The sequence below is a fragment of the Polynucleobacter sp. genome, from assembly GCF_040400325.1.
GTDB lineage: Bacteria > Pseudomonadota > Gammaproteobacteria > Burkholderiales > Burkholderiaceae > Polynucleobacter.
Window position 1 is genome coordinate 343020 of sequence record NZ_JBBAQK010000001.1, and the last position, 13899, is coordinate 356918.

Genomic DNA, 13899 nt, shown 5'->3' on the forward strand with positions numbered 1-13899 from the left:
CGCTCGATTCTATCAAGGCGATGGCAAAATGGGCTTTGTGAACGATTTAACTCCTCATTTTGACCTATGGCCCAAGTAGTTTGCCTTTGTAACGCAATAGTTGACGAAGATCTTCGTGACTATCTCGATACTCATCTGATCAACTCAATTGAAGAGTTGCGTGAGCAGGCATCCATTTGCAATAAATGTATGCAGTGTCAAGAATGGGTTGAGAGTGAAATTTACTTTGCTAGAGTCAGACGCCAAAGTGCGTCAGGACAAAATGAATGAGCTTGGTTAAAGGCGGTCGATTTACAGTCATGAGCATGAATGTCCACAAGGGGCTTTCTCCGCTGCATCGACACTCAACGATTTATCAGTTGCGCCAAAATATGCGTAGTCATCATCCTGATCTTCTTTTCTTACAAGAATTACAACAAGAACACCGCGGTAGAGTTCGTCGTTTTGGACAGTGGCCATTGATGGAATTAACTCACTTTCTATCAGAGGATTTTTGGCGTGACTGGCACTATGGCAAGAATGTTGAATATCCTGATGGACATCACGGTAATGCGATTTTGTCTAAGCATCCGATGCAAAAAGGGGAAAACTACGATATTTCTGCTTGCCGGTTTGAGCGTCGTGGGCTATTGCATAGCGTGACACAGCTTGAAGGCTTTGATAAACCCATTCATTGCTTTTGTGTGCATCTAGCATTATTTGAGCGCGGTAGAGAGCGTCAACTCGAAGAAATTATTCAGTACATTAAAGTTTTGGCGCAAGATGGGCCTACTATTGTGGCTGGGGACTTTAATGATTGGCGTAACCGGGTTAGTGGGCCGATGCGTACAGCAGGCTTTGATGAGGTCTTCGAGACCTTAACTGGTGCGCCAGCTAAAACCTTCCCAAGCATTAGGCCATTATTGGCCATGGATCGTATTTATGTTCGAGGCTTAAAGATTCATTCCGCAAATATTTTGCATGAATGGATGAAGCTATCGGATCACCTTGGAATTACTGCTGAATTGGAAATGCTATGAATGACCTGCTAAGTATTTTTTTAGAATCTTCTTTCAATTTAAGTGTAAATGGATTTCTTCTAGCCCATTTTTTACTAGTGACTTATTTTATCGGCGTTATTATTTCTGTCAGAAGGCCAGTTGGCGTTGCCTTTGCTTGGATTTTTATTGTTATGACATTTCCTATAATCGGAATCAGTCTCTATGTCTTGATCGGTGAGCGTCCAGTAGGTCGTAAGTTAACGCGAAAAATTACCCGCATGAATCGTGAATACGAAAAGATCACTGAGGACATGCGGACTATGTATGCTGCAGATAAGCTGAAGCTACCCATTGAAGCTCGCTTATTTAGTCTTTTGGCAGAATCTAATAATGGCACACCGGTAGTTGCTGGAAATAAGGTTGAGTTACATACCAATTCATTGCAAATCCTGCAGCTCTTTATTGATGAGATTAATCTGGCGAAAGAAAGTCTTCATCTTGAGTTCTATATATGGGCTTTGGGTGGCGACGCAGATCGTGTTGGCGAGGCAGTCATTACAGCGGCCAAACGAGGCGTTAAATGTAAGGTATTGCTGGATTCATTGGGAAGTAGTGCATGGTTTAAATCTAAATGGTCAGCTTGCTTTCGTAATGCAGGAATAGAGGTCACGGAAGCATTGCCTATTCAAATCGGAAGGTTTCAATTTCGTCGTGCGGATTTGCGTTTGCATCGAAAAATATTTGTGATTGATAGTGCTATCGTATGGACTGGCAGCATGAATTTGGTTGATCCACGCACATTTAAGCAAGATTCTGGAGTGGGTGAGTGGGTGGATGCCATGGTTCGGGTTGAGGGACCAATAGCGGCACAGTTTGAACTAACATTCGCTTTTGATTGGAGTGTTGATAATCCAAAGATTACCAACTTTAGAGATCAAAAGCCTTCAATAGCTCCTTGTGTGGGTGGAGTCATCGCGCAGGAACTTGCATCAGGCCCGGTGTATCGTGACGATATTTTGTATCAAGTGATGCTGTCGGCAATTATTGATGCGCAAGACGAGTTGACAATCACTACTCCCTACTTTGGTCCGGATGATGGACTCATGCAAGCACTGATGGCCACTGCTAGACGTGGGGTGAAGGTAACCTTAATTGTGCCCAAATTAAATGATTCAAAACTAGTCGCCTGGAGCAGTAGAAGTTATTATGAAGATCTCCTGAATTCAGGGGTACATATTGCTGAGTTTCATGGTGGTCTGCTGCATACCAAGAGCTTATTAGTAGATCAAAAAGCAGCCATCTTCGGTTCAGTGAATTTTGATCAGCGTAGCCTACGTCTCAACTTTGAAATTAGTTTGATCGTATATGACGAAGTATTTTGCGCTGGTCTTGAAAAACTTGTGGAGTCTTATATTGCCGATTCGGACTTTGTAGATCCTCAGGTATGGGCTAAGCGCCCCAAATGGCATCGTTATTTAGAAAACGCTGCCCATTTAACATCGCCCTTGCTTTAAATTGCGCCACTTTCACGCATGCTGGCGATTTCAGAGTTAGATATGCCGAGCTCTTTTAAGATGGCGTCGGTATGTTGCCCTACAGAAGGAACTGGACCCATCCGATATTTATAGCTGTCATTAAGGCCTGGTGGGAGTAGGGCGGCAATCTGACCATTCGGAGTGCCCACTTCTGTCCAGCGCTTACGCGCCTTCAACTGCTCGTGTTTCCACAAGCCCTCCATATCATTCAGATGGGCGTTAGCTATCTGCGCTTTTTCTAATCGCGCAATGAGTTGTTCAGAGGTGAGCTTGCAAAAACAGGAGTTAATAATCTCCAATAATTCAGCGCGCTTTTCATTACGTTTGAAATTTTTATCAAAGCGCTCATCTTTAGCAAGTGCTGAATTTTCCAGCACAATCTCACAGAACTGTCCCCACTCTCGTTCGTTCTGAAGACCCAACATCACCGTTTTACCGTCACCTGCTTTAAAAGGGCCGTATGGATAAATTGTGGCATGCGATGCGCCATTTCTGGAGGGTGGGTTCGCACCCTTGTAGGCGTAGTACATCGGGAAGCTCATCCATTCACTCAAGGCCTCCAACATTGAGATATCAATGACAGTGCCTTTACCTGTTTTACCTCTTTGCAATAGTGCAGCCAGGATATTGGTGTAGGCATACATACCTGCGGCAATATCGGCAATGGAGTTGCCGGCTTTGCTTGGTGTCTCAGGCGTACCTGTAATCGACAGAAAGCCTGCCTCACTCTGAATCAATAGGTCGTAGGCTTTTTTGTCGCGATAGGGGCCATCATTTCCATAGCCGGAGATTGCACAGAGAATCAAACCGGGATTATCTTTTTGTAAAGCCTCAGCAGTTAGACCCATGCGTGCTGCTGCGCCGGGTGCCAAGTTTTGAATAAAGACATCTGCAGTTTTTAATAAATTCTTCAATACTGCGATTGCTGATTCTTGTTTAAGATCGAGGGTCAAACTTTCTTTAGAGCGATTAACCCAAACAAAATGAGAAGAGAGCCCTTCTACTTGTGTGTCGTACCCCCTGGCAAAGTCACCATCTCCAGGGCGTTCAATCTTAATGATGCGTGCGCCTAAGTCGGCTAACTGACGGGTACAGAATGGCGCTGCAATCACATGCTCTAGTGCGACAACAGTAATTCCATCTAAAGGGCGAATACTCATATTCAGTATGGTCAAAAAGATCTAGGCAAGCCAAGAATATGCTCGGCCACGTAAGAGTAGATCAGGTTAGTGGAGATGGGAGCAACTTGATATAAGCGAGTTTCTCTAAATTTGCGCTCTACATCGTATTCATTAGCAAAGCCAAATCCACCATGAGTTTGAAGACATACATTAGCGGCTTCCCAAGAGGCTTTTGCAGCTAGGTACTTAGACATATTCGCTTCTGGCCCACAAGCTTGATTGTTATCAAATAGCTCGCATGCCTTAAATCGCATCAGGTTTGCCGCTTCGGTTTCAATATAGCTATCTGCAATCGGAAATTGGATGCCTTGATTTTTGCCAATCGGGCGATCAAAGACTACGCGATCATTAGCGTAACGCCGAGCACGATCAATAAACCAATAGGCATCTCCAATACACTCCGCGGCAATCAGAACACGTTCTGCGTTTAAGCCATCCAAGATGTATCTAAATCCCTGTCCTTCTTCTCCGATCAGGTTTTCTGCAGGAATTTCTAAGTTATCAAAGAAGACTTCATTGGTCTCGTGATTTACCATGTTGGCAATAGGTCTAACCTCCATGCCTTTGCCAATCGCATCTTTGAGATTGACGATAAAAATCGACATTCCTTCAGATTTACGCTTTACCTCACTTAGTGGAGTAGTGCGCGCAAGCAAAATCATGAGATCTGAATGTTGAATTCGAGAAATCCAAACTTTTTGGCCATTGACAATATATTTGTCACCTTTTTTAACCGCGGTAGTTTTGAGTTTGGTGGTATCGGTACCGGTAGTAGGCTCAGTAACGGCCATACTTTGTAAACGTAATTCACCCGTAGCAATTTTTGGGAGATATATTTTTTTCTGCACATCGGATCCATGGCGAAGGAGGGTGCCCATGTTATACATTTGCCCATGACAAGAACCAGAGTTACCACCAGAAAAGTTGATTTCTTCCATAATGATTGAGGCTTCAGCAAGACCTAATCCTGAGCCACCATATTCTTCAGGAATCAGTGCGGCCAACCATCCTGCTTCTGTCATTGCGCTGACAAAGGCCTCAGGATAGCCACGTTCGTGGTCAACTTTTTGCCAATATGCAGAGTCATAACGATTACAAAGGTCGCGCAGAGCTTCGCGCATGTCTTGGAATTGGTCTTCCTTGGGGATGGGGTGATTCATGAAGGTCTCAGTTAAGGGATGGATGGGTTATTGAGTGATTTAGACGATAGTTTAAGCAAGATTTGAAAATCCGTGAAAATAGCCAAAAGAAGTGGAAAATATCTCTCAGAAACGTTTAAGGACATAGCTAGGCGATGGAAAAGAACGACCACCAGATTCTCTCGGGAATTAAAGTCTTGGAATTAGGACAGCTCATTGCTGGGCCCTTTGCCTCTAAAACATTGGCTGATTTTGGTGCCGAAGTGATTAAAGTGGAGTCTCCGAAAGAAGGTGACCCTCTGCGCAAATGGCGCATGCTCCATAAAGGAACGTCAGTCTGGTGGCAAGCACAATCTCGTAATAAGCAATCTATCTGCTTAGATCTTCGCGTCAAAGAGGGCCAGGATATTGCTCGTCAATTAGCGCTAGAGGCAGATGTGGTAATTGAAAACTTCAGACCAGGGACATTAGAAAAGTGGGGGCTTGGCTGGGAAGAATTGCATCAGATCAATCCTAAAATAATCATGTTGCGCATTTCAGGCTATGGGCAGGATGGACCGCGCCGTGATGAGCCAGGGTTTGCTGCGATTGGCGAAGCAATGGCTGGTCTTCGTCATATCACCGGTCATCCCAATGAGGTACCAGTCAGAGCTGGCGTTTCTCTTGGAGATACGATTGCCGGTTTGCATGGTGCTCTCGGAGTAATGTTGGCTTTATATGAGCGCGATGCCCGAGGTGGTAATGGTCAAATGATTGATGTGGCCTTATATGAGGCAGTATTTAATCTCACGGAAAGTTTGTTACCTGAGTATTCTGCCTTTGGTGCGATTCGACAGCCAGCTGGTGGTGCATTACCTGGAATTGCCCCCTCGAACGCATACCGCTGTAAAGATGGTCAATATGTCTTAATTGCTGGCAATGGGGACTCTATCTATAAGCGCTTAATGACATTGATTGGTAGAGCCGATTTAGGAGAAGAGCCAGATCTTGAGCGCAATGATGGACGGGCTAAACGTGCCGAAGAAATCGATGCTGCAATCAATGTATGGACTGGGACTTTATCAATAGATGAAGTCCTAAAAGCCCTTACTGGAGCTCAAGTGCCATCAGGAAAAATCTATACAGCTAAGGATATTGCAGAAGACCCGCACTATCAAGCCCGCGGCGTGATAGAAACCGTAGAAGGAGCGGATGGCCTTAAAGTTCAAGTGCCTGGGATTATTCCGAAGCTTTCTCAAAATCCAGGCGCCATTCGGTACCGCGCTCCAACCTTGGGTGAGCACACCGACAAAGTACTACAAGCCGCCGGTCTTACAGAAGAACAAATTACTCTTTTGAAGAAATCTGGAGTACTCGCTTAATGGAGGAAATATTCGGGCATTTTTTTGCCTGGTTTGGTTTGCCATCAGTAGGCTTACCCGCGGTATTTATCAGTGCCTTTATTTCTGCCACACTGATTCCGCTTGGATCAGAACCAATACTCTTTAGCTATGTTTCAATCAACCCCCATTTGTATTGGATAGCTATCTTGATTGCCACGATTGGAAATACTGGCGGTGGTATGTTTGATTGTTGGCTTGGCTTAATCGCTCGTAATAGTTTTGAATCTCTCAAAGGGCCTACCCATGGACGTATGCAAGATTGGCTGGAGGCTCGTGGCCCCAAAATGCTGCTGCTTGCTTGGTTGCCAGTATTTGGAGATCCCCTCTGTTTTGCTGCAGGCTGGTTACGTTTAGCTTGGGCACCCTGTTTAATCTACATGTTTTTGGGTAAGTTATTACGCTACTTAACCATAACCTGGTTATTGACGCTAGTACCCGAAAGTTTTTGGCATCAACTCGGCCATTGGTTGCGTTTAATTTAAACAGCGCAATACTTTTGCTGAATCTCTTCGTTATTGAGCAGATTTTGAGCAGTGTCATGAAACACAATTTCACCCTGATCCAGAATGTAAGCTCTATCTGAAATTTTCAAAGCTTGCTGCACATTCTGTTCAACTAAAAGGATGGTTACGCCTTTATGTTTGAGATTAGCAAATAGCTCAAACATTTCATCCACTAAGACCGGCATGATGCCTTCAGAAGGTTCATCTAATAAGATGGCTTTGGGTTTGCCGATCATGGCTCGGGCAATAGCTAACATCTGTTGTTCGCCCCCCGACATAGAAGAGCCATCTTGATTGAGGCGCTCCTTGAGGCGAGGGAAGGTTTCCGCAATTTCATCGACCATCGCGCTCATATCACCGCGATTCTTTTTAGCAATGATGCCAAGTTCGAGATTTTCTTTGACAGTAAGTCCAGGAACAATTCGGCGATCCTCTGGGACATAAGCTAAACCGAGGTGAAAGCGGGTATGGGCAGGCATATCTAAAAATGATGTACCGTCAATAGATGCAGATCCTTGACGCTTTGATAGTAAGCCCATTAATGAGCGAAGGGTAGTGGTTTTACCAGCACCATTACGCCCCATTAAGGTCACAATCTCACCTTTCTTGACTTCAAGCGAGATGCCTTGAAGTACATGACTACGGTCATACCAAGCATTTAAATTTTCAACACGTAACATAGATGACTTTCAGCTTAACCTTGACCCAGATACACACGACGTACCTCAGCATTATTTTGAATTTCTTCTGGCGTACCTTCAGCTAAGAATTCACCATGATGCAAGACAATGATCCGTTTGCATAAACCCATAATGAGTTTCATTTTATGTTCCACCAAAATCACAGTACGCTCATTAGCAAGGGTACGAATGAGATCCATCATGACCAGAGTTTCTTCTGGAGACATCCCAGCGGTAGGCTCATCTAATAAAAGTAAACTCGGATTACAGGCTAATGCCATTGCAATTTCTAGGGCTCTTTGTTGGCCATGCGCTAAATCACCTGTTTTTTTATTGCGCAGGCGTTGAAGATTTACGCGATGAAGAAGTTCATCTGCTAATTCGATAGGCCCAAGATAGCTTTGAGCATTGCGTAAGAAGTTATAGCGTGCTGTTTGCATTTGTGCGGCAACGCGAACATTTTCATGAACACTGAGCTGCTTAAATACATTCGTAATCTGAAAGCTTTTCGAGATACCAATGCGTGCAAACTCATGCTGCTGCATTCCCGTAATATCTTTACCGTTGAAAAGAATTTGACCACTTGTGGGAGGGAAGGCACCACTGAGGGCGTTAAAGAAGGTGCTTTTACCTGCACCATTGGGTCCAATGATGGCAGTTAAGGATCCAGGCATAAAGCTAGTAGAAACGTCTTGTAAGGCCTTGAACTTTCCAAAGCTCTTGCTGACATTACGAGCTTCCAAAATAGGGGTGTTGTAGATGTTATTAGCGCTATTCATTATTTAGCATCTTTCTGAATTTGTAGCTTACTCAGAATGGTTCCCCAGATCCCCGTGGGGAAGAACAGTACAAAGAACATAAATACCACCCCGATCACTGCCATCCAATGCTTGGTAAAGGTAGTAACAACATCCTCAAGGTATAGCATGACTGCTGCACCAACAAAGGGGCCAAAGAAAGTGCCCATGCCGCCTAGGATGCTCATCATGATGGCCTGCCCAGACTGCAAATAATGCAAGGAGTCAATTGGAACAATGGATAAGTGTAGCGCGCGTAAGGAACCCGCTAGCCCACAAATTGCTGCTGATAAAACAAAAACGAGCAATTTGGTCCTGGCCACATCAAACCCACAAGCAGCAGCACGCTTTTCATTTTCTCGAATCGCTTCCATGATGGCGCCAAGAGGAGAATTCAAAATACGTGAAATAAACCACATGGCAATCACTACAAAAAAGAGAATGATGTAGTACTTCACGAGTGGGTTTAAGAAGTCTACTGGGATGCCAAAGATATTAAAGGAATCTACTCTAACGCCCCGTAAGCCATTTTCACCACCCGTCAAACTCTCGGCCTTGTAAAAAATGTAGTAAACAATTTGACCTAGGGCGAGAGTTACCATTGAGAAATAAATTCCACGAGTACGGATTGCCAAAAATCCCATGATGAGTCCGCCAATAGCTGCGCCGATGATCCCGAGAAGAATGGCTGTACCCCATGGAAGACCGTAATGTACGATGCTAATTCCAGTGAGATAGCTACCTATTCCCAAAAACGCAGCATGCCCGAATGAGAGCAGGCCCATATAGCCAAAAAGGAGATTAAAGCCCATGGCAAATAAACCAAAGATCAGAATATTAATTGCCAGCGCCTCATAGGGCATGATGAATGGAAAGACCGCCAAAAAAAGCGTACTCGCTAATACTCGATGGCGTGCAATCAGTTGTAAATATGAATTCATATATATTCGGAGCCTTAGCCCATCGCCCCTGCTTTGCCAAATAAACCCTGCGGACGAATTAAGAGCACCACAGCCATTAGTACAAAAATAGATAGCTCAGCAAACTCTGGAAAGAATAGAGAGGTCATGCTGTAAACAACCCCAACCAGTAGACCTGCAATGACTGCGCCGACAGGCGAGCCCATTCCACCTACAACAGTCACTACAAAAGATTCAGCCAAAATAGGAATGCCCATTTCTGGATTTACTGAGCGGGTTGGGGCTGCCAATATTCCAGATAGGCCAGCAATCGCACATCCCAGCCCGAATACTAATAGCCATACCTTGGCAATATCTACACCAAGAACTTTGACAATTTCTTGATCAGCAGCACCTGCCTTGATGATGAGACCATAACGAGTTTTTTGGATCAAGAACCAGATACCAAAAATGATGACTGCCGTAGCGGCAATTAAAAAGAGTCTGTATTTAGGGAAGTAACCGAAGCCTACATTAACGGTTCCGGTTAAACCGCTAGGAGTGACAGATGGCATGCCTTCAATCCCGAAGGTCACTCGCACAGCTTCAATGAAGACATAGGAGAGGCCAAAGGTCAGTAGTAATGGATAGTCTAGGCCGCGACCATATAGAGGTCTTACTAAGAAACGCTCTGTTACTAAACCAAGGCATCCAGTTACTAGCGGTGTTAAGACAAGGCTAAACCAAAAATTACCAGTGACCCCTAAAAAATAGACACCTAAAAATGCGCCAACCATAAAAAAGGCGCCATGGGCAAAGTTCACTACATTTAGCATCCCAAAGATAAGGCATAAACCCAGTGCTAAAAGCGCATAAATACTACCTAGGGCAATTCCCGTAAGCAGTTGCATGCATAAAAGTTCGAATGTGAGACCGGTCATAAATGTACTCAAAAAAACTCCCCATGATTCAATGGAATCAGGGGGAGTAGTTCAGGGCGCTCAGTTGATTACCCTGATATTTGCCCTAGGCTTTGTGGCCTAACTCTGCACAAGTACGCATGTTCTTTTCAGTGGTGGGCTCAATCGTCAGAATATTGAAGACATCATATTTATCTTTCATATTCTTTGATTTGGATTCCACAATGATGACGGTCTGAACTGCTTGGTGGTCACACTTACGATAGTATTCGGGGCCTTTGTACCAGTCGTATTTGAGATTTTCCATGACACTAATGACTTTCATGGTATCGGTTGACTTGGCAATCTTGACGGAAGCCAGAACACTCCTAATACCTGCATAACCTAATGCGCCGTAATCGGATGGTACTGAGCCGTTATACATTTTTCGGAATGCATCATTAAATATTTTGGCCGTAGGAATACGATCTTCAAGACCCCAGTAATAAGAAGTGCCACCGATGATTCCTTCAAATGCCTCTGGACCACCTGCAAGACGTGCGGTGTAAAGCAAAACAGGTGCCATAATTTTCATGCTCGACTTGAGGCCAAAGTCGGTACATTGTTTGGCCGCATTCACTAGGTCACGACCGAAGTTACACAACACCAAAATATCTGGGTTTAATGCTTTAATGCGTGGCAAGAAAGCAGAGTAATCAGAAGCACCCAATGGATGGCGAATATCCGCTAGCGTTGTAGCCCCCATTTCTTTGCCGGCGCGCTCAAAGGCACGAACCATTTCATGGCCATAGGCATAGTCAGCAGTTAAAAACACAATCTTTTTACCAAAGCGTGGAATTGCGTAGCGAGCCAGTGCACCCGCAGTCATATGAGGGTTTAATGCCTCGTGGAAGGTATATATACTCCAGTCTTTTATTTCATTAATAGCATCCGATTGACTGATGGAGTTAAAGAGAATCTTACGTTCTTTGCAGACTGCATTGATGGAGAGTTGAGTGGCAGCTGATAGAGAGCCCACCACGTAGTTCACCTTGTCTTTTTCAATCAACTCTAGGGTACGAGTCGCAGCTTCGCCTGGATTCAGTTTGTCATCACGCACTAAAAGTTCTGCTTTACGACCATTAAAGCCACCAGCATCATTAAATTCTTTAATGGCCAGTTCCGCGGCTTTGACTTGGTCTTGCGCCTCGGCAGAGAAGGGCCCCGTTAATGGTACTGGAAAGCCGATCTTGATTGTGTCAGCCTGGGCATTGGCAACATTTAACCAAAGAGGAGTGCTAGCTACAGTAGCTCCACCGATTAACACTTTTCTTCTTGTTTGATTCGTTACTTTTTGTTTCATGGTTGTCTCCTCCAGATAAAACTTTGTTTAAATAAGAATACTTTTTATTGTGTAAATCTTAACTGAATGCACCAATTAATGCGTGGATTCAGGCACTGCTTTCCCTAAAACTAGTAAATCACTGATATCAATTGCAGTCTCTGCCATCACGGTATCGGCATTTCTCTTGAGGTTTTCGCTATTTGGAGCCCCTTTACTGCCCTGCGCTTGCATATAACGCCCTAAATATTGAGCTCTGGCTACTACTTGCTGGCCTAGCTTGAGGCGTTCATCTCTGTAGGCTTTTAAAGCTGCAGGGGTGGCACCTAGTTGCGTTATATATTTAGCAATCACTATCGCCTCGTCTCCAGCCTTAGTGACACCCATACCCACATGAGGCCTACCCACAAATGCGGCATCACCCATCAGGGCGATTCTCCCAAAAACAATTTCTTCGGAGCGCACATCATAAATTGGCTGTAAGAAGGGGGCTGCTGTCTTTTCCAGAATTTCTGCAAACTGAGGCGCTAGAATTTCTTGAGCCTTTTGTCGCATCTTCGCAATGTGTTTCCACGAAACTTTTAGAGGGGGAATACCAGTTGGATAGTAATGGCCATCATCATCTGTTAGCAGATTGACTAGCTCCTCGTTTTCTGAAGCGGGTCGATACCATACAAAGTTGTAGCGACGCTTACCTGGCCGAGTATCGTTTCCATGACCAGCAACGGGATAGCCTAACATTTGCTCTCCTTTGGGGAGGCAGAAACCAAATCGATTAAACAAAGTATCTAAGGTATAGGCAGAGAGGCAAGCCTCGTCACAGACGCCACGCCATGCAATGTAACCCGCATATTCTGGTTGTATCTCGGGGGCAACTTGAGCTCTCACAGCAGAGCGTATTCCATCGGAAGCGATTAAAAGTTCTGCTTCATAGCGACTGCCATCAGCACAACTTACTTGAACGGCTTCAACAGTCTGACTTACAGTTTTAACAACTTTTCCTTGAACATAACGCTCTACTGGAAAGCATTCTTTTAGCATGTGATACAGACGACTCCAGGATGTCAGTATTTGTGGCAATTCCATCATGCCTAAAATTTGACCGTCGGCACCAAGAGTGACTCGCTGTGTTACAGGCACACCGAGCGTATCGTCCACCTTAACACCAGCCTGACGCAGTGCATCTGCCAAGGCATCGTACGTCACAATACCCGCCCCACGGCCATCTAAGGAGCCCGTCGCTTTTTCTAGCAAAGTGACATCGTGACCTTGGCGCAACAAAATATTAGCTGCAAAGAGCCCACCTAATGAGCCGCCGACGATAATGATTTTGGCCATAGATAAGTTTTTATGCAGTCTTAGCGTCTAGCGCAGCTTTTTCGTCTGCAGGATAATTTAATTCAATCACCACTCCATTAGGGTCATCCAAAAAGATCTGGTGCAGCTTGAGGACTGGGACAGTGCGCTCGCGATAAGGGACATTTAATTTTTTGAGAAGTGTAATTTTTTCTTCAAGACCATTTGCAAAGAAGGCAATATGATCCACTGCGCCAGATCCATGCAAAGAGGAGGGGTCACGCTCTCCAAGATATTTCTTTAAGCCATTTGGATCATTTTTATCAATTGCAATGAGATGCAAGACAGCGTTGGACCAGCTATTTTCATCGCCGCTGTAGAGCCAAACTCCTGGAAAAGGAAACTCTGGTCTGGGCCCCACAGTTAAACCCAATATCTTGCTAAAAAATTCTGTCGTTTTTTCGATCTCAAGACTGCGAAGAGAGAAGTGATTTAGGCTTAAATTTGACATAGTGACCTTTTAAGTTACGCGAATAAGGATTTGGCAGATTGGAGGTAGGACTGGACGCGATCATGAATAATTTCTTGTTCGGTATTGGGGCTCTCGACTGCATAGATAGCTTGTCCATAGATCCAACGCCGCATTCCGATGTAGAAAATGCCACCATGGAGCCCCATTAAAAACTCTAGCTCACGTTGGGTCGGTTTTGACGTAGTCGATCGTTCGCAGTACTTTCTCGTTTCACGAATTAGCCTTGGCAGTAGGCGGGAACGTAAAAGCTCAAAAAAGCGATCGCTGATGGAGTGGTCGCTTAAGCCTGAAAAAATCAAGATTCGAACAAAGTCATGAGTTAATACGGTATTGGTGTAGTCCAAGTAGAAGGCATTAAATTTTTCTTCGGGGCTTAGTTTCTCATCATCTAATAATTCTTCCCACTCTGGCTTCCATCGAGATTCAAATACTTCCTTATAGACTTCTTGAATAAGAGCGTCCTTTGTTGGGAAATAGTGATAAAGCAGGGTATGGGTAACGCCTAGCTCTTTGGTCAAATTTCTGAGTTGACCATCTATGCCATGTCTAGCGAAAAATTGAATAGCCCGGTCCAGAATCTGGCGTTTACGCTCAACGGTATTCATTCTCCGCTTGGCTGGCGCCATTAAGCCTACCGAATTTTCGGCTGAATTTACGCTAGAAATCCTATCTTCGATTAAAGGCATGGGCTCTCAGGGTTTATCCGAATTTGGACCTATTGACCAAAAGTTAAA

15 protein-coding genes are annotated in these 13899 nt (G+C 44.5%); 5 read left to right on the plus strand and 10 right to left on the minus strand.

Features of this window, described 5'->3' with window-relative positions:
* Positions 1 to 66 precede the first annotated feature (66 nt).
* From ABWP14_RS01755 to cls, 3 genes are read left to right on the plus strand one after another with little or no spacing between them, the layout of a single operon-like run.
* Positions 67 to 270 (plus strand): hypothetical protein, encoded by a 204-nt coding sequence (locus ABWP14_RS01755; RefSeq protein ID WP_353201245.1) that lies wholly within the window; start codon positions 67 to 69, stop codon positions 268 to 270.
* Positions 267 to 1019 (plus strand): endonuclease/exonuclease/phosphatase family protein, encoded by a 753-nt coding sequence (locus ABWP14_RS01760; RefSeq protein ID WP_353201246.1) that lies wholly within the window; start codon positions 267 to 269, stop codon positions 1017 to 1019. The genes ABWP14_RS01755 and ABWP14_RS01760 overlap by 4 nt, the downstream gene beginning before the upstream one ends.
* Positions 1016 to 2494 (plus strand): cardiolipin synthase, encoded by a 1479-nt coding sequence (gene cls, locus ABWP14_RS01765; RefSeq protein ID WP_353201247.1) that lies wholly within the window; start codon positions 1016 to 1018, stop codon positions 2492 to 2494. The genes ABWP14_RS01760 and cls overlap by 4 nt, the downstream gene beginning before the upstream one ends.
* Here the strand turns inward: cls and ABWP14_RS01770 are convergent.
* Complete coding sequence (locus tag ABWP14_RS01770) at positions 2491 to 3675, minus strand: CaiB/BaiF CoA transferase family protein (RefSeq protein ID WP_353201248.1); 1185 nt, start codon at positions 3673 to 3675, stop codon at positions 2491 to 2493. The genes cls and ABWP14_RS01770 overlap by 4 nt on opposite strands.
* An 11-nt stretch (positions 3676 to 3686) precedes the next feature.
* Complete coding sequence (locus ABWP14_RS01775; RefSeq protein WP_353201249.1) at positions 3687 to 4856, minus strand: acyl-CoA dehydrogenase family protein; 1170 nt, start codon at positions 4854 to 4856, stop codon at positions 3687 to 3689.
* A gap of 134 nt (positions 4857 to 4990) precedes the next feature.
* On the opposite strand from ABWP14_RS01775, the gene ABWP14_RS01780 reads away from it, so the two are divergent.
* Positions 4991 to 6196: a CaiB/BaiF CoA transferase family protein gene (locus tag ABWP14_RS01780; protein ID WP_353201250.1), complete on the plus strand. Its 1206-nt coding sequence runs from the start codon at positions 4991 to 4993 to the stop codon at positions 6194 to 6196.
* Complete coding sequence (locus ABWP14_RS01785; RefSeq protein ID WP_353201251.1) at positions 6196 to 6699, plus strand: YqaA family protein; 504 nt, start codon at positions 6196 to 6198, stop codon at positions 6697 to 6699. The genes ABWP14_RS01780 and ABWP14_RS01785 overlap by 1 nt, the downstream gene beginning before the upstream one ends.
* Here ABWP14_RS01785 and ABWP14_RS01790 read toward each other — a convergent pair.
* From ABWP14_RS01790 to ABWP14_RS01825, 8 genes are all read right to left on the minus strand, one after another.
* Positions 6696 to 7400, minus strand: a complete 705-nt coding sequence (locus ABWP14_RS01790; protein WP_353201252.1) for an ABC transporter ATP-binding protein — start codon at positions 7398 to 7400, stop codon at positions 6696 to 6698. The genes ABWP14_RS01785 and ABWP14_RS01790 overlap by 4 nt on opposite strands.
* Positions 7401 to 7414: 14 nt before the next feature.
* A complete protein-coding gene (locus ABWP14_RS01795; protein ID WP_353201253.1) occupies positions 7415 to 8179 on the minus strand; it encodes an ABC transporter ATP-binding protein in 765 nt (254 codons plus the stop codon).
* Complete coding sequence (locus ABWP14_RS01800) at positions 8179 to 9138, minus strand: branched-chain amino acid ABC transporter permease (RefSeq protein ID WP_353201254.1); 960 nt, start codon at positions 9136 to 9138, stop codon at positions 8179 to 8181. The genes ABWP14_RS01795 and ABWP14_RS01800 overlap by 1 nt, the downstream gene beginning before the upstream one ends.
* Positions 9139 to 9152: 14 nt before the next feature.
* On the minus strand, positions 9153 to 10049 hold the full coding sequence (locus tag ABWP14_RS01805; RefSeq protein WP_353201255.1) for a branched-chain amino acid ABC transporter permease: 897 nt from the start codon (positions 10047 to 10049) through the stop codon (positions 9153 to 9155).
* Positions 10050 to 10122: 73 nt separating this feature from the next.
* Complete coding sequence (locus ABWP14_RS01810; RefSeq protein WP_353201256.1) at positions 10123 to 11358, minus strand: ABC transporter substrate-binding protein; 1236 nt, start codon at positions 11356 to 11358, stop codon at positions 10123 to 10125.
* 75 nt (positions 11359 to 11433) lie between these two features.
* Positions 11434 to 12675 carry an FAD binding domain-containing protein gene (locus ABWP14_RS01815; RefSeq protein ID WP_353201257.1) on the minus strand — a complete coding sequence of 414 codons (1242 nt, stop codon included), beginning with the start codon at positions 12673 to 12675 and terminating at the stop codon, positions 11434 to 11436.
* 10 nt (positions 12676 to 12685) lie between these two features.
* A complete protein-coding gene (locus ABWP14_RS01820) occupies positions 12686 to 13144 on the minus strand; it encodes a VOC family protein (RefSeq protein WP_353201258.1) in 459 nt (152 codons plus the stop codon).
* Between the two features lie 14 nt (positions 13145 to 13158).
* Positions 13159 to 13851, minus strand: coding sequence for a TetR/AcrR family transcriptional regulator (locus ABWP14_RS01825; protein WP_353201259.1), 693 nt, complete (start codon positions 13849 to 13851; stop codon positions 13159 to 13161).
* Positions 13852 to 13899 lie beyond the last annotated feature (48 nt).